The organism is Mesorhizobium sp. M7A.T.Ca.US.000.02.2.1 (assembly GCF_003996995.1).
In the GTDB taxonomy this organism is placed as follows: Bacteria; Pseudomonadota; Alphaproteobacteria; order Rhizobiales; family Rhizobiaceae; genus Mesorhizobium.
This window is the reverse complement of sequence record NZ_RZTT01000007.1, coordinates 25368-41053: the sequence shown is the minus strand read 5'-3', so window position 1 is coordinate 41053 and position 15686 is coordinate 25368. Positions and strand designations below refer to the sequence as shown.

Here is a 15686-nt window from a genome sequence, read left to right as displayed (position 1 = left end):
ATACCAAACAAGGCGCCGCCGAGCGCCCCGTTTTCGCCGGGCACGACCAGCGTCCTGCCTGCCTCGCCGGAAAAGCCGTTGGCCCTGGCCCAGGCGACAGCGGCCGGCGCAAGGCCGGCCGCGTCCAGACCGTCCCTGGCGACCAGATGGACCGGCAGCGCGCCCGGCAATGTCTTCCCGACGAGTTCGACAGGCATGCGATGTTCTCCGTGTGAGTCGCCGTTCTTAACCGTCCGTTAGGGTTAACAGAATATTTCTGCGGGAGGGAAGACGGCCACGCAATGGCCGCGCATGAATGGAGGCTTAGGTGGCCATGCCGACCAACCGCAGGATCAACGCCAGGGGAAAACGGCTCATCACCACGGCCCTTGTGCTGGCGCTGGCGGCGGGCGTCGCCGGCTGCGGAACCGACAAGCTCTCCACCGGCTCTATCGCACGCACCAGCGGCAAACCGCTGGAAAGCATGTCGGCCGGGGAACTGCACAATGCCACCGGCGCACTCGGCCAATCCTACGCGAAGAACCCCAACGACAAGCGGATCGCGACGAATTATGCGGCGGCATTGCAGATGGATGGCGACGCCGATCAGTCGCTGGCAGTGATGCGCAAGCTCGCCATCGCTTTGCCCAAGGATCGTGACGTTCTTGCCTCCTACGGCAAGGCGCTGGCCGCCAATGGCCAGTTCGAGGCGGCACTCGACGCCGTGCGCCGCGCTCAAACACCGGAATATCCCGACTGGAAGCTGGTGTCGGCCGAAGCGGCCATCCTCGACCAGACCGGCCAGAAGGACGATGCGCGCCAGCTTTACCGCAAGGCGCTCGACCTTAAGCCGAACGAGCCTTCCGTGCTCTCCAATCTTGGCATGTCGTATGTGCTGGAAGGTGACCTGCGCACCGCCGAAACCTATATGCGCTCGGCCGCGCAGCAGCCGAATGCGGACAGCCGCGTCCGCCAGAACCTGGCACTGGTCGTCGGCCTGCAAGGCCGGTTCGACGAGGCCGAGAAGATCGCCTCGCAGGAGCTCTCGCCCGAACAGGCGCAGGCAAACGTCGCCTATCTCAGGCAGATGCTGGCCCAGCAGAATGCCTGGAGCCAGCTCAAGGACCAGGACAAGCCGAAATCCGCGACCAACTGAGACCACAATCCCAACAACCTCAAACGAAGAAGCCGCGCTGCATGCGCGGCTTCTTCGTTTGAGGGAATGCAGGAATTTGCCTTGCCGCTACTGGGCGTTTGTTGCCGGCGCCGGATGATCGCCGAAGATACCGCGCTGGCTGACCTGAATGCCGGCGGGACCCAGGATGATGGCGAAGAGCACCGGCAGGAAAAACAGGATCATCGGCACTGTGAGCTTTGGCGGCAGGGCAGCGGCCTTCTTCTCGGCCGCATTCATGCGCATGTCGCGGCTTTCTGCGGCAAGCACGCGCAGTGCATGCGCCACCGGCGTGCCGTAACGCTCGGCCTGGACGAGCGCCTGCGACACCGACTTGACCGAATCCAGGCCGGTGCGGCTTGCCAGGTTCTCGTAGGCCTGCTTGCGCTCCGGCAGGTAGGAAAGCTCGGCGTTGGTGAGGATGAACTCTTCCGCCAGCGCCACCGATTGCGCGCCGATCTCGTCGGCGACCTTGCGCAGTGCCGCTTCCACCGACATGCCCGATTCGACGCAGATCAGCATCAGATCGAGCCCATCCGGCCATGCCATCTGGATCGACTGCTTGCGCTTGGTGGCGCGGTTGTTGACGTAGATGACCGGTGCGTAGAAGCCGCCGTAAGCAACGAGGATGCAGACGAACAGCCTGATGACCAATGGCTTGTCGGGCAGTCCTCCGAGCACGAAGATGTAGATTGCGGCCAGCGCGAAACCGACAAAAGGAAGCACGAGACGGAAGAAAAGAAACCGCGTCAGCGGATTCTGTCCACGAAAGCCGGCCACCTTGAGTTTCTGCAAGGTGCCTTCATCGGCGAGCGCGCGTCTCAGATCCAGCCGGTCGACAATGTTGCGCATGCCGATCGACTGTTCCTCGCGCAAGCCCTTGCGACGGCGGTCGGCCTCGACCGCAAGCCGGGCGCGCTGTTGCGCACGCAGTTCGTCGCGTTCCAGCGCAACGGATTTCATGCGTGACTTGAGCTGGTTTCCGCCAAACGCCGGCAGCAAGGTGAAGACGGTCGCAAACACCGCTATCGCGACCAGCATCGCGATCAGGAAGCTCGGATCCGTCAGGGTCTTGATGACTTGCTCGGTCATGCCAGCATCCTAGACTTCGAAGTTCATCATCTTGCGCATCACCAGGATGCCGATCGACATCCAGACCGCAGAGCAACCAAGGATCAGGTTTCCGACGCTGGTGTTGAAGAGCGGCATCAGGTAGGCCGGGCTCGACAGGTAGACGAGAAAGGCGACGATGAAGGGCAGCGCGCCGATGATCGCGGCGGACGCCTTCGCTTCCATCGACAGCGCCGCGACCTTGGCTTTCATCTTCTTGCGATCGCGAAGCACGCGCGAAAGATTGCCCAGCGCCTCGGAGAGATTGCCGCCGGCCTGCGACTGTATCTGGATAACGATGCCGAAGAAGCTTGCCTCGGTGCAAGGCATGGTTTCGGGCATGCGCAAGGTCGCGTCGGGGATAGAGAGGCCCATCTGCTGTGAATCGACGATGCGGCGAAACTCGGTCTTCACGGGTTCGGGCGATTCGTTGGCGATCAAGCGCACGGCGTCGTTCAGCGGCAGGCCGGATTTGACCGCGCGCACGATGATGTCGAGCGCATTTGGAAATTCGTTGAGGAATGCCTTGACCCGGCGGGCGCGACGAAACGTGACGAACCAGCGCGGCAGGCCCAGCCCCCCGGCCAGCAGCACGCCCGGCAAGGCGATCAGCGGGGCTCCGGCCACAAAGGCGACAATCGTCAAAACGACGCCGCATATTGCGGAATATATATAGAAACGCTCGATGGTGGTCTTGAGGCCGGCCTGACGAAGCTGGGCTTTCAGCGGCGGTTTCTTGACGCGGCTGTCCTTGGTTTTCTGCTTGGCGTCGAGTTCGTTGAGCGAATCCTGAACCGATTTGCGCCGCTTGACGGCTTCCGCCACGCGGTCACGCGAGGCCTTGACGACGGAGCGATCCGTCTCGGCGGTCTTGATCGTTTCGAGCCGCTTGCCGACCTGTTTCTCGTTGCTGATCCGGGTGAACAGAAATGCATAGGCGACGGCGCCGGCGCTGAAGCCGGCGAGCACGACAAACGCCAGTACTGTGCCGTCAATTCCAAACATTGGCCCGAACCCTTACACCCCAGCATGCGTCAGTCAGCGCGTTTCTCCATCGCCTCGAGCGCAATGGCGAGACGCTGCTCCTCGCCGTAATAGCGTGCGCGCTCCCAGAAATGCGGACGGCCGATGCCCGTCGATACGTGCTCACCCAACAGCCTGCCGTTGGCGTCCTCACCCTTGATGTTGTAGAGGACGATATCCTGCGTGATGATGACGTCGCCTTCCATCCCGATCACCTCGGTGATGTGGGTGATGCGGCGCGATCCGTCGCGCAGGCGCGCCGCCTGGATGATCACGTCGATGGAGCCGACGACGATTTCGCGCACTGTCTTCTGCGGCAGCGAATAACCGCCCATCGCAATCATGGATTCGATACGGTTCAGGCATTCGCGCGGGCTGTTCGAGTGGATCGTGCCCATCGAGCCGTCATGGCCGGTGTTCATCGCCTGCAGAAGATCGAACACCTCGGGTCCGCGCACTTCGCCGACGATGATGCGCTCGGGCCGCATGCGCAGACAGTTCTTGACCAGGTCGCGCATCGTCACCTCACCCTCGCCCTCCAGATTGGGCGGGCGGGTTTCGAGGCGCACCACATGCGGCTGCTGCAATTGCAGCTCGGCCGAGTCTTCGCAGGTGATGACGCGCTCCTCGCGGTCGATATAGTTGGTCAGGCAATTGAGCAGCGTGGTCTTGCCCGAACCGGTGCCGCCCGAGATCACGATGTTGCAGCGAACACGACTGATGATCTTGAGAACTTCGGCGCCCTGCGGCGAGATGGCGCCGAACTTGACCAGCTGATCGAGCGTCAGCTTGTCCTTCTTGAATTTGCGGATGGTGAGCGTGGCGCCATCGATGGAGAGTGGCGGCGCGATGACGTTGACGCGGGAGCCGTCGGGAAGGCGCGCGTCGCAGATCGGGCTGGATTCGTCGACGCGGCGGCCAACCTGGCTGACGATACGCTGGCAGATGTTGAGGAGCTGCTGATTGTCACGAAAGCGGATACCGGTCTGTTCGACCTTGCCGTTGACTTCGATGTAGACGTTCCTGGAGCCGTTGACCATGATGTCGGCGATGTCGTCGCGGGCGAGCAGCGGCTCGAGCGGCCCATAGCCGAGCACGTCGTTGCAGATGTCCTCGAGCAGCTCTTCCTGCTCGGCGATCGTCATTGCGAAGTTCTTGATCGCGATGATGTCGTTGACGATATCGCGGATTTCCTCGCGCGCACTTTCAGGATCAAGCTTGGAAAGCTGCGACAGATCGATGGTGTCGATGAGCGCGGAGAAGACCTGGCTCTTGGTGTCGTAATAAGTTTCGCTCTTTTCGCGCTGTGCCCGCTTCGGCTCAGGCGCCAATGGCGGTGCCTCGACGGCACGGCGCGCCGGCGGCGCGACAGGCGCGCTTGGCGCCGCCGCGGGCCGGGTCAGAACCGCCGTGTCCATGGAACTTGCAGCCGGCGGCGCAACCGGCGCCGGTGCTGGCTGGCGAAATTCCGGCGTGAACCGGTTGCCGTCGTCGCTGCCTCTTTTACCAAACATGATCGACTACCGATTCCACTGCTGAAGCGTCACTTCTTGTTGCGCGAGAGCTTGCCGAGCAGGCTGCCGAGCCCGGCCTTCTTCTTGATCTTGATTTCGCTGCGCCCGGTCAGCACATGCGCCATTTCGTTGATCATCGCGACGACCGGGTTCTTGGCATCCATTTCGCCAAGCATGCGTCCGTTGTTGGCGGCATTGCCGAACAGCAACGGATCAAACGCAATGACCGACATCGGCGACAGGCCGAGCGGCTCGGCGAAATCGGACGGCGAAATCTCCGGGCGCTTCGGCACGCCGGCCTGGTTGATGATCAGCTTGGGCGGCGGATCATTGGGACGAAGCCGCTTGAGCATATCGACGAGGTTCTTGGTGTTGCGCAGATTGGCGAGTTCCGGTGTCGCGGTGATGACGATCTCGTCGGCCTTGACCAGGGTGTTCTTGGTCCAGCCCGTCCAGGCATGGGGGACGTCGAGCACCAGAAGCGGCACGCTGCGCTGGGCGGTGTCGATGAGCTGCGCGAAGGCCTCGGGATCGAAATCATAGACCCGTTCGAGCGTCGAAGGCGCGGCGAGCAGCGACAGATGCTCGGCGCACTGGGTCAGCAGCCGGTCGAGATAGACTTCATCGATGCGTTCCGGTGAAAACACCGCCTCGGCGATGCCTTGCGCCGGATCCTGGTCGAAATTGATGTTGGCGGTGCCGAAAGCCAGATCGAGATCGGCGACGACCACTTCGGATTTGAACAGGGAGGACATCGCCCAAGCCACATTGTGGGCGATCGTCGAGGAGCCGACACCGCCCTTGGCGCCGACAAAGGCGATCGAGCGGCCGAGCGGCTCGGCTTCCGGATCGATGAAAATCGACGACACCACGCTGACGATGTCGGCCATCGAGACCGGAGCGATCACATATTCGGAAATGCCGTTGCGGATGAGCTCGCGGTAGAGGCCGACATCATTGTAGTGGCCGATCACCACCACCTTCGACGTCGGATCGCAATATTCCGAGAGCTGGGCGAGTTGTTCCAGCAATTGCTTGGGCTCGCTGCGCGATTCCAGCAGGATCAGGTTGGGCGTCGGCGCCGACTGGTAGAATTCGATGGCAGTGGGGACGCCGCCCATATGGACCTTGAGATGCGCCTTCGTCATACGGCGGTCCTCGCCGGCGCGCTCGACCGGGTTGGCAACACCCTCGGTCTCGCAGAATGCCTGGATCGAAATGCGCGGGATCGGCCGCAACGCCTGCATCGCGGCGATGTCCTGCTGCGAGGTATCGCTGCCGTCTACAGGAGTGTCATAGGCCAGATTGTTCATGTTCGTGTACTCCGAACTGCGATCGTTAGTAGCTAACTTCGCCTTCTGCTTCCCAATCAAAGAAGGGTTGATTTCGGTACCCATCGATGACTTTCCCACGCTGCTCGGCGTCGATAGGTGCCTGCTTGCGCGGTCCGAGCAGGTCGGCCGGATTGGCCATCTGGGCGGCGAGGTTGTTCTGATACGAGCAGCCGAAATCGGCGTAGTGCTTGTTTTCCGAGGTCTCCACCAGATCTTCGGGCCAACGCCCGCATTTGTCGGTCTGAGCTTTCACCGAGATATAGGCGACGCGAATCGGGGCCGAGGCTTCGGCGGAAGCGGACTGATAAGAGGTCATGACAATCCGGTTGCGTTTGATGCCGCTGGCAACCGCCAGCCTGACAAAATCGCGGCTGGCAGCGGCCGCCGCGATCTCGTTGGCCGAGCCCACAGGGATAGCGATCGTCACCGCCGGAGCGGCGCTCCTGTCGTAGCCGTCGAGAAAGCCCGAAAGCGTGTCACGCTGAGAGCCCGTCATGCCACGATCACCGGCGCCCACCGGCAGGTCTATCTTCTGGTTCTTCTCCGCGATCACGATCGGATGGTTGGTGCGATAATCGTCCGGGATGGCGCCGACCGTGACGCTGTCGCGCTGGGCGCAGCCGGTGAGCAGCGCCGCCACCGCAACCGCCAGGACAGGAACGAACCGCCGGCAGACCTGCGAGCCGCCAAAGCGCATCGATGCGGCGATGGTGCTTGCCTTCAATGCTGACTGAGACATGTCCGCTTCCCCGCTCACTTGTAGATGAAGCCGACGACGCCGTGGTAGCGGCCGTTGGGCTTGTCGGTCTGCATGGTGCCGTAGACGCGATTGACTCGGCCAAGGAACATGGCAGCGCCATCGCTGGCGGCGTTGAAATTGTCGTCCGGCTTGGCAAGGTCATTGCGCGCCACCGGCTTCACCAGATAGGGCGTGATGATGATGACGAGTTCGGTCTCGTTGCGCACGAAATCTCTGCTGCGGAAGAGCGCGCCGAGCACCGGGATCTTTGTCAGTCCGGGCAACCCGTTGACGGCTTGCCTGACATCGTCGCGAACCAGGCCGGCGATCATCATGGAGCCGCCCGAGGGGAGTTCAACGGTCGTATCGGCAAGACGTTTGCGCAGCGACAGTGCATTCATGCCGGGGCTCGTCACGCCTGAGGAGAGCGATACGGACCCCTCGGTTGTCGGCTCGGAAACCGACGTCCTAACTTTCAGGCTTATGCGACCGGGAGACAACACCACCGGCTGGAATTCCAGGCCGATGCCGTACTCGATCTTTTCGATGGTGTAGGTCTTCAGGCCGGTCTGGTTGTCCTGCGATACGTTTGCTGAGACACCTGAAACCATATTGTATTCACCGCCGACCTTGAAGGTCGCCTTCTCCCCGGATACGGCGGTCAAGGTCGGCTCGGCCAGGGTTTTCATGACCCCGGACTGCTCCATGGCGTTGACATAGGCCTGCAGCGCCGACGAGCCGATCTGAAAGCCTGAATTCGACAGCTGCTTGCCGAGACCGGTGAAATTGTCGCTGAGCGCACCGTAGCTGATGCCGTTGCTGCCGCCGCTGCCGACCATGTTGACGCCGAGCTGCTTCATCACGGAGCGGCTGACTTCGGCGACCGTGACCTTCAGCGTGACCTGGTCGTCGCCAATGATCTGCAGCAGGTTGACGATCTTGCTGGTGCGGCGCTCCTGGTCCGGGTTGTCGATGTCGACACCGCTCTGGGCCGAACCGCCGGCTGCGGTCTGCGAATATTGTCCTGTCGTCGCTTCACCACCCGAAACGAAGATCGTCGCCAGGTCGACCGCGCGTTTTGCGTCCAGCGGCGTGTCGACCGTTCCAGTCAGGACGACGTTGTCATTCAGAAGTTCCACCTTGATGGCCGACGTCGGCAGGAAGCGTCTGATATAATCCTCAAGACCGGCAACGTCGCGTTCGACCGCCAGGTCCAGGCTGACGATCTGCTCGCCATTCGGGCCGAAGACAAAGATGTTCGTCTCGCCGACCGACTTGCCGAACAGATAGATGCGCCTTGCAGTGCGGGTCACCGCGTCGGCAACCGCCGGGTTGGCCACGAGAATGTCGTAGGCATCGCTCGGCAGGTCGATGACCACCGACTTGTTGAGGCCGAGTTTGACGCGCTGAGTGGCCGTCGATGCCGTGACCTGCGCGTTCTTTGCCTCGACAACGCTGCCTTGCACATTCGTTCCGACGAGCAGCAGGCCGAATGCCGCGGCTACGATTGCCGGCAGTTTGCCACCTAGCCTCATTTCCTTGCCCCCACTTCGGAAACTTCGCCCGACTTGATCAGCCTCACCGTTCCTCTGCGGCCATTGCCGGAAACGAGATAGTCCGCCTCACTCAGATTTTTTTCCTGCGTGTCCGCGACCGCCCGCAACGCCAGGGTCAGGCGATCCGCCATCTGCTGGGCGACGGTGATGATCTCCGCCTGCTTGGGCGTCAGTTCCAGCGTGGCGGTCTGGCCTACCCTGGTCTTCTTGCCTTCCTCGTCCTCCTGAATGGTCTGGTCGATGGCCAGGACACGGATGTTCTTGAGGATGGTCTCGGTGTTGAAGCCGGCGGCGCCGCCGGCGGCATCGGCCCTGCGGGTCATGATGACGTCGACGAAATCGTTGGGAAGAATGAAGCCCCCGGCCGACGTATCGGCCGAGATGGCCGTGGCGACCGCCCGCATGCCGGAAGGCAGGATCGACGACATGAAGCTCTGCCCCTCGCCGATCAGCTTGGAGCGCCGCAGCGGTTCTCCGGCATACATCGCCACACGGGCAACGGAACTCTTCAGCTTGTCCAGCGCCTCGGGCTCGGCGGTGCGGGTGATGAAATTCGCGTTGACGCCGTCGGCGGGCCAGGATTGCCAGGCGATGTTGTTTTGGATCGGGTTGCCCATCGGAACGTCGCCTGAAAGCACAAGCACATCCTGGAGTGCCACCGCCGGGGCCTGGGGACCGGAATCGACGACGACCTGGGGCGGCGGTGCCACCATGTTCTTCGCGACATAGCCAGCGCCACCCGCCGCGGCCACCGCCACGCTCAGAATTATCAATCGCGATGCTGGCATCTGTCCGAACCCTTGCCCTGGCAAACCACGTAGCCAAGCCGGACTTTGCAGCGGCAATCGTCAAAACAAGGTTAATGTAATGCTTACGATCGTGATTAATTTAAGGTTTACATAAATTAGCCGGAATGTGGTCTGAACGGCCAAAATGGCCGGGCCGGCCCTGTTGAGAACGGGGTTTCGGCAATGCTGACAGACAATAAAAATAAGATCGTGCTCAAGTCGCCAGCCTGGCAAGCGCCCATACCATCAAAGGCGAATCCGGATAGGTCAGCAACCCGCCAAGGCCGAGGGCGACGCCATAGGGGACACCTTTTGCCTCGTCGGCGAAATGGCGCAGAAACGGATTTTGGCCGGTAACGGCCGCAAGCAGCGACTTCCGGTAGAGGATGATCGCGAGCGTCAGCAGGCCGCCGATGATTGTCGAGGCGACCAGATACTCCACGAGATTGATATTGAGGCCCATCCACATTGCGGTGGCGGCCAGAAGCTTGGCGTCGCCGCCGCCCATGCCGCCCATTGCAAACAGGCCGAACGTCACGGCCAGGACCAGGGCGCCGGCGGCGAAATGTCCGCCATAGGCCGCCCAGTCCATGCCTGTCAGGGGCGCGACCAGCGCGAAGACGACGACGAGCAGCACCGGCACGCGGTTGGCGATCGTCATCGACAGCATGTCGGAGATCGCGGCAAACAGCATGCAGAACGGAAAAACGACGAAGATCAGGGCTTCAAGCATCGGCGCCACGCCTATTGTCCGATTTCATAGGGCTCAATCTAAGCATGTTCGATTAACGATTGATGAGGCCAGGAACGAAAAGACGACCTATATTGGCAGCGGCATAGAAAAAGGGCCGCCACGCGGCGGCCCTTTTCCAGAAATGTAATGCAAGTGCTCGGCGATAAGCCGATCAGCTGCCGCTCGGCGTGCCGTTCAGGGTGCTGCCGATGTTGGTGAACTTGGCGTTCAGCGCATTGCCGAGCGTGCCGGCGCCAGTGATGATGGCGAGCGCGATGAGAGCGGCGATCAGACCATATTCGATCGCGGTCGCGCCGGATTCGTCCTTCACAAAACGTGCGATGAGATTAGACATTCGAGAGCTCCTACTCCACGTGTTACAGCACTTCCGTCAACTTCTGTGATGGTTGATCGGATGCTGCCAATCTAGGGAGAAGCTCTTTCGATCGACTTAAGAAACAGCCTTACCGATTCCTTTCCCGGTTCGAACATATTGCGTGGTTAACTTCGCGCTAAAGTACCGCCGCGCCTTCCAGTCCCGGGTTTGGCAGGCTTGCGAACCCGACCGGACCGCGCCTCGCGGGCGCTCTTGTCGGCCATTGCACGATTGGCGACATCGCATGCTTAACCGTTGGTTCACCAATCTCGTTCATGTTCCGTTGATCAGTCCGCCTGCGTGGAGCGCCTCAATGGCCCAGCCGAGATCGTCAATCCTGATTGCCGCGCTTCTTGCCGTCTCGAGCTTCGTCGCGCCCGCCATGGCCGGCGCCGGCATCGAGGTCACGATGAATCAGGCCAAGATCGTCAAACTGTCGCGTCCCGCCGACACCATTGTGGTCGGCAACCCGGCAATCGCCGACGCTTCGGTGCAGGACGCTTCGACGATCGTGCTCACCGGCAAAGGCTTCGGCGTCACCAATCTGGTCGTGCTCGATACCGACGGCAGTCCCATCGTCGATGAGCAGGTTACCGTCGTGCGGCAGGCCGCTTCGTCGGTGCGCATCTATCGGCGTGCCGAAATCCAGACGATGTCCTGCACGCCCTATTGCGAAAGCTCCTACAAGAGCGAAGCGGAGAAGTCTTCCGAAGCGGAGATGAGCGTCAGCCGATAGGTGGCGTGACCGGCTGCCGTTCCGGTTATTGTCTGGTTAAGAGGCCTGCGCCGACTTTAACGATCATCCAAACCGGACCTCAATCGGTTTGCGCTAATGCTCCTTCCGAGACCGCATAGAGATCGGCAGGATTGGACATGAGCACGGAATTCGGCTGCGCAGGCGACCACAGAGTGAGACGCCCAAGGTTTTTCGCCCGCTTCCTTCGTGACCGGCGCGGCGCCACGGCAATCGAATTCGCGATCCTTTCGGTCCCCTTCGCACTGCTTGTCTTTGCCATTCTGGAAAGCTGCATCTCGTTTGCCGGCCAGGAAGTGATGGCGAACGTCACCGACGATGTCGCGCGCAAGCTGCGCACCGGCCAGTTGAGGGCGGCTGACGTTGCCGGAACCAATTTGAGGGACATGATCTGCACGAAACTGCAGATCATCGTTTCCCAGGATTGTCCCAATCAACTGCTGGTGGATCTTCGCCAATATACGTCGTTCGCCGATGCGGCCACGGCTGGCTTCAAGATCCAGAACGGCGATGTCGTACTGACGAAAGGCACCGCAACCCAATCGTTCTCAGTGACAGCGGGTGCGGCGGAGTCGAGGAACATGCTGCGGGTCTTCTACAAGTGGCCGATCATGACCGACCTCATGGCGCAGTCGATGGGCGGCAACAAGACGCTGCATTTCGCATCGGTGACCTGGCAGAACGAGCCGTTCGACAACTGAGCGGAATGCACGAGCAGTATAAGAAAAGGGCAATGGGCATGATGCGTGCGGGGGCACATCTTATGATTACGGGAGTTTGGCGGAAAGCAAGTCGATTCTGGTCCGATCGGCGTGGCATCGCGGCGGTTGAATTCGCGTTGATCATGCCAATTCTGCTGATCATGTACTTCCTCACAATGGAAGCGTCGCAAGCCATCGAGACCAGCAAGAAGGTCAGCCGTATCGGCAGCATGGTGGCCGATCTCGTCACCCAGCAGACGAACGTCGCCAAGGCGGATGTCGACGCCATCATGCAGATCGGCAGCGTCACCCTTCAGCCCTACAACCGCTCGACCCCGACCATCACCATCACGGCGATACAGGTCTCGGCCGATGCTACGAAGGCACTGGTGGTGTGGTCACGCAAATTGGTCGCCGGCGTCGCCAGCCCTGGCGCCGCCGCCACCACCGAGACAACGGTCCCGGCGTCGCTCAGAGTCGCCAACACTTTTCTCATCCGCGTCGAAAGCAACCTCGGCTATACGCCGGTCATCGCGTGGAGCGCGAGCAGTCAACAGAAGCTTGGACTGACCTCGGCTTTCAGCAACATAACCATGGGCGAAACCTATTTTCTGCGCCCCCGCAGAAGCATGGCGATCCCTTGCAGCGACTGTTGAACACAGAAGCAGCCAGGCGCTGCGCAGGCCGCTCCAGCTACTGCTGCGGCCCACGCTCCGAAACGAAGCGCACGATAGCAGCGGCCATCTCGTAATCTTTTGGCGCCACGCGAGCGAAGCCGCCGGAATGTCTCGATTCCAGGAGATCGTAGATATCGGGCGTCGTCGACTTGAGGTTGGTGAGGAACACGGCAAGCCTGCGCTTGGCTTCCGGGTCGAGATCGCTGCGGACCGCATGGGGGCCGTATCTCAACAGGCCCGACGTCCATACGATCCGAAGCGCCGTCACCGAGAGCCCTGCCGCCTCCAGCCTGGCCTGCGTGCCCGACGGTTCTCGCGGGCCGTCGGCAGCGGCCGTCACCCAGCCGAACAGGCTATCGGCCTTGCCGTCGACCAGCATCGTCTCGGCCGCCGCGGCCGAATCGGCACGGGCCAGAAACGGTGCATCTTCCGCGATCTTGCGGCCTTCCGCGGCCAACGCCGCCAATGGCAGGAGAGAACCGCCGACGCTGTCCGAAGGCGCCATGGCGATACGATGGGGGTCCATCGCCGCCAGGGCAGGCAGCTTGCCGTCCCGCGTCAGCAGAACGGAGCGGATGCCGATCGCGCCGTCTGAATCAACCGGAGCGACAAGCGGCTCGATACATAAGCAGCGCTGCGAGGCCGTTGCATAGGCGGTGGCCGAATAGATCGCATATTCGATGCGGGAATCGGCCTGCGCCTCGATCAGCGCGGCATAGTTGCGGGCAACGACAAACTCGACCTTCATGCCCAAGGCCTTGGTGTAGGCGTCGGTCAACACAGCCAGCCCCGGAACGGCATTGCCGGCGCCTGGCTCGGCAACGATGCCGATACGAAACGTGCCGATATCATCGCGCCAGTCGGCATGCGCCGGGTTGGACCAGAGCCCGACGAGCGTCAGCATGAGAGCGGCATAAGTCTTCAGCGCAACCCTCATGACAGGAACCACAGTCTGTTGTCCTCGATCCATGCCCATCCCAGTACACTGGACTATCACGCCAAGCCGTTGCCGTTTGGTTTCCGAATTGCCAATGAAGTCGCGGAACCCTATGTCTGGTCGGTCAAACTGGCAACAACTCGATGGCGCGCGCTTTCCTCTTCGTTCTGGACTCCTTCGGCATCGGCGGCGCGGCCGACGCCGACCGCTACGGTGACGCGGGCGCCAACACATTCGCGCACATCGCAGAAGCCTGTGCGGAGGGCCGCGCGGATCGCGAAGGGCTTCGCAGTGGACCGCTGTTTGTCCCCCACATGGCCTCGCTCGGCCTTGGCAAGGCCGCCGAAACCGCGACGGGACTGGGGTTTGCCAACAGCGGGGCGGATCTGCTCCCAACTGCCTTTCACGGCGCCGCACAGGAGGTTTCGAGCGGCAAGGATACGCCATCCGGCCATTGGGAAATCGCCGGCCTGCCGGTGCGCCTCGACTGGGGCTATTTCCCGGATACGATTCCCGCCTTTCCGGCCGAACTGACCGAGGCGATCATCCGCGAAGGCAAGGTGCCGGGCATTCTCGGCAATTGCCATGCGCCGGGCACCGAGATCATCGAGCGCTTCGGTGAGGAGCACATCCGGACCGGCAAGCCGATCTGCTACACATCGGTCGACTCGGTCCTGCAAATCGCAGCGCATGAAGTCCATTTCGGCCTCGACCGGCTTTATGAATTCTGCCAGGTGGTGCGCAGGCTGGTTGACCCGCTGAGGATCGGACGGGTGATCGCGCGGCCGTTCGTCGGCGAAACCACCGTCACTTTCGAGCGGACATACAACCGTCATGACTACGCCGTGCCCCCGCCGGAACCGACCCTGCTCGACCGGCTGACGGCGCGTGGCAGCCGTGTCATCGCCGTCGGCAAGATCGGCGACATCTTCGCCCATCGCGGAATTTCGCAAGTGCGCAAGGCGGCAGGCAACATGGCGATGTTCGACGAGGCGCTGGGTGCGATGGATGATGCCGGCGACGGTGACCTCGTCTTCGCCAATTTCGTCGACTTCGACACCGAATTCGGTCACCGCCGCGATGTCGCAGGCTATGCTGCCGCGCTCGAGGCCTTCGACCTGCGGCTGCCGGAGGCATTTGCGAGGCTGCGGCAGGGCGATCTTCTCATCCTGACGGCCGACCACGGCAACGACCCGACCTGGGGCGGGACCGATCACACGCGCGAGCGCATTCCGGTGATCGGCATCGGACCGGGCTTCAAAGGTGGCGACATAGGCTTGAGAACGACATTCGCCGACATTGGCGAGACCGTGGCCGAGCATCTCGGGCTGGCGCCCGGACGCTACGGCACGTCTTTCTATACGGCGATCGGCGGTCATGCCTGAATTGCCGGAGGTCGAAACCGTCCGGCGCGGGCTGCAGCCGGTTCTGGAAGGCGCTACCATCGCCCGCGTCGAGGCGCGCCGACCGGATCTGCGCTTTCCATTTCCCGAGAAATTCGCGCAGCGGCTGACCGGCAAGACGATCACGGCACTCGGCCGCCGGGCCAAGTATCTGACGATGGACCTGGAAGGCGGCCCCATGCTGATCTGCCATCTCGGCATGTCGGGCTCATTCCGCATAGAGGCGGCCGATGGCAGCGACATGCCCGGCATCTTCCGGCACGACCGCTCGAAGAGCTCCAATCACGACCACGTCGTCTTCCATGTCGTGTCTCCGGCCGGTGCCCGGTCCCGCGTGATCTTCAATGATCCGCGCCGCTTCGGCTTCATGCTGTTTGCGGAAGGGCTGCCGGACGTTCATCCGATGCTGGCTGGACTTGGCGTCGAGCCTACGGGCAACACGTTGGACGGTGCGATGCTTGCCTCATTGATGAAGGGGCGGCGATCGCCGCTGAAGGCAGCGCTTCTCGACCAGAGGCTGATCGCCGGGCTCGGCAATATCTATGTGTCGGAGGCGTTGTGGCGCGCCGGCCTGTCGCCGCTGCGCGAGGCGGGCACGATCGCCAGGCCCGGAAAGAAAGCCCAGGCCCAAAGCGAACACCTCGCGCAAGCCATTCGGTCGGTGATATCCGATGCGATCGCAGCCGGCGGTTCCTCACTGCGGGACTATATGCAGACCGACGGGTCGCTGGGCTATTTCCAGCACGCCTTCGCCGTCTATGACCGCGAAGGCGAGGCCTGCTCCAAGCCCGGTTGCGGCGGCCACATCGAACGTGTCGTGCAGAGCGGCCGATCGACCTTTTATTGCCGGACGTGTCAGCGATGAGTTAGAGCAATTCCAAGTGTGAA

Annotated in this window: 16 protein-coding genes and 1 pseudogene; 6 read left to right on the top strand and 11 right to left on the bottom strand. The window is 62.0% G+C overall.

The features are described 5' to 3' along the window. Positions 1 to 197 (bottom strand): annotated as a pseudogene (locus tag EOD15_RS01730) (leucyl aminopeptidase family protein); the annotation flags it as partial. Positions 198 to 313: 116 nt separating this feature from the next. Here EOD15_RS01730 and EOD15_RS01725 point away from each other — a divergent pair. Further along, complete coding sequence (locus EOD15_RS01725) at positions 314 to 1135, top strand: tetratricopeptide repeat protein (RefSeq protein WP_127321198.1); 822 nt, start codon at positions 314 to 316, stop codon at positions 1133 to 1135. 87 nt (positions 1136 to 1222) lie between these two features. On the opposite strand, the gene EOD15_RS01720 is transcribed toward EOD15_RS01725, so the two are convergent. From EOD15_RS01720 to EOD15_RS01680, 9 genes are all read right to left on the bottom strand, one after another. Further along, on the bottom strand, positions 1223 to 2245 hold the full coding sequence (locus tag EOD15_RS01720) for a type II secretion system F family protein (RefSeq protein WP_127321199.1): 1023 nt from the start codon (positions 2243 to 2245) through the stop codon (positions 1223 to 1225). Between the two features lie 9 nt (positions 2246 to 2254). After that, complete coding sequence (locus tag EOD15_RS01715; protein ID WP_127321200.1) at positions 2255 to 3268, bottom strand: type II secretion system F family protein; 1014 nt, start codon at positions 3266 to 3268, stop codon at positions 2255 to 2257. A gap of 29 nt (positions 3269 to 3297) precedes the next feature. Next, positions 3298 to 4800: a CpaF family protein gene (locus EOD15_RS01710; protein WP_127327689.1), complete on the bottom strand. Its 1503-nt coding sequence runs from the start codon at positions 4798 to 4800 to the stop codon at positions 3298 to 3300. 29 nt (positions 4801 to 4829) lie between these two features. After that, positions 4830 to 6113 (bottom strand): CpaE family protein, encoded by a 1284-nt coding sequence (locus tag EOD15_RS01705; protein ID WP_127270395.1) that lies wholly within the window; start codon positions 6111 to 6113, stop codon positions 4830 to 4832. Positions 6114 to 6138: 25 nt separating this feature from the next. After that, the gene (locus EOD15_RS01700; RefSeq protein WP_127408251.1) at positions 6139 to 6873 is read right to left on the bottom strand and encodes a CpaD family pilus assembly protein; all 735 of its coding nucleotides are present in this window, start codon (positions 6871 to 6873) and stop codon (positions 6139 to 6141) included. Positions 6874 to 6887: 14 nt separating this feature from the next. Next, positions 6888 to 8408, bottom strand: a complete 1521-nt coding sequence (locus EOD15_RS01695; RefSeq protein ID WP_127270396.1) for a type II and III secretion system protein family protein — start codon at positions 8406 to 8408, stop codon at positions 6888 to 6890. Further along, positions 8405 to 9217 (bottom strand): Flp pilus assembly protein CpaB, encoded by an 813-nt coding sequence (cpaB, locus tag EOD15_RS01690; protein WP_127408250.1) that lies wholly within the window; start codon positions 9215 to 9217, stop codon positions 8405 to 8407. The genes EOD15_RS01695 and cpaB overlap by 4 nt, the downstream gene beginning before the upstream one ends. Positions 9218 to 9431: 214 nt before the next feature. Continuing rightward, the gene (locus tag EOD15_RS01685) at positions 9432 to 9950 is read right to left on the bottom strand and encodes a prepilin peptidase (protein ID WP_127268812.1); all 519 of its coding nucleotides are present in this window, start codon (positions 9948 to 9950) and stop codon (positions 9432 to 9434) included. 172 nt (positions 9951 to 10122) lie between these two features. Next, positions 10123 to 10305: a Flp family type IVb pilin gene (locus tag EOD15_RS01680; protein ID WP_063171181.1), complete on the bottom strand. Its 183-nt coding sequence runs from the start codon at positions 10303 to 10305 to the stop codon at positions 10123 to 10125. A gap of 334 nt (positions 10306 to 10639) precedes the next feature. Between EOD15_RS01680 and EOD15_RS01675 the strand changes: the two genes are divergently transcribed. The 3 genes from EOD15_RS01675 (at position 10640) to EOD15_RS01665 (ending at position 12437) form a co-directional block, all read left to right on the top strand. Next, positions 10640 to 11062 (top strand): pilus assembly protein N-terminal domain-containing protein, encoded by a 423-nt coding sequence (locus EOD15_RS01675; protein WP_013533687.1) that lies wholly within the window; start codon positions 10640 to 10642, stop codon positions 11060 to 11062. Between the two features lie 137 nt (positions 11063 to 11199). Then, positions 11200 to 11781 carry a TadE/TadG family type IV pilus assembly protein gene (locus EOD15_RS01670; protein WP_127322255.1) on the top strand — a complete coding sequence of 194 codons (582 nt, stop codon included), beginning with the start codon at positions 11200 to 11202 and terminating at the stop codon, positions 11779 to 11781. A 38-nt stretch (positions 11782 to 11819) separates the two neighbouring features. Next, positions 11820 to 12437 carry a TadE/TadG family type IV pilus assembly protein gene (locus tag EOD15_RS01665; protein ID WP_127322256.1) on the top strand — a complete coding sequence of 206 codons (618 nt, stop codon included), beginning with the start codon at positions 11820 to 11822 and terminating at the stop codon, positions 12435 to 12437. Positions 12438 to 12474: 37 nt separating this feature from the next. Here EOD15_RS01665 and EOD15_RS01660 read toward each other — a convergent pair whose 3' ends face one another. Continuing rightward, positions 12475 to 13395 carry a PhnD/SsuA/transferrin family substrate-binding protein gene (locus EOD15_RS01660; protein WP_164761979.1) on the bottom strand — a complete coding sequence of 307 codons (921 nt, stop codon included), beginning with the start codon at positions 13393 to 13395 and terminating at the stop codon, positions 12475 to 12477. A 143-nt stretch (positions 13396 to 13538) separates the two neighbouring features. Between EOD15_RS01660 and EOD15_RS01655 the strand changes: the two genes are divergently transcribed. Beyond that, the gene (locus EOD15_RS01655) at positions 13539 to 14780 is read left to right on the top strand and encodes a phosphopentomutase (protein ID WP_127408249.1); all 1242 of its coding nucleotides are present in this window, start codon (positions 13539 to 13541) and stop codon (positions 14778 to 14780) included. After that, positions 14773 to 15663 (top strand): bifunctional DNA-formamidopyrimidine glycosylase/DNA-(apurinic or apyrimidinic site) lyase, encoded by an 891-nt coding sequence (mutM, locus tag EOD15_RS01650; protein WP_127321822.1) that lies wholly within the window; start codon positions 14773 to 14775, stop codon positions 15661 to 15663. Before EOD15_RS01655 ends, mutM begins: the two co-directional genes overlap by 8 nt. Positions 15664 to 15686: the final 23 nt, after the last annotated feature.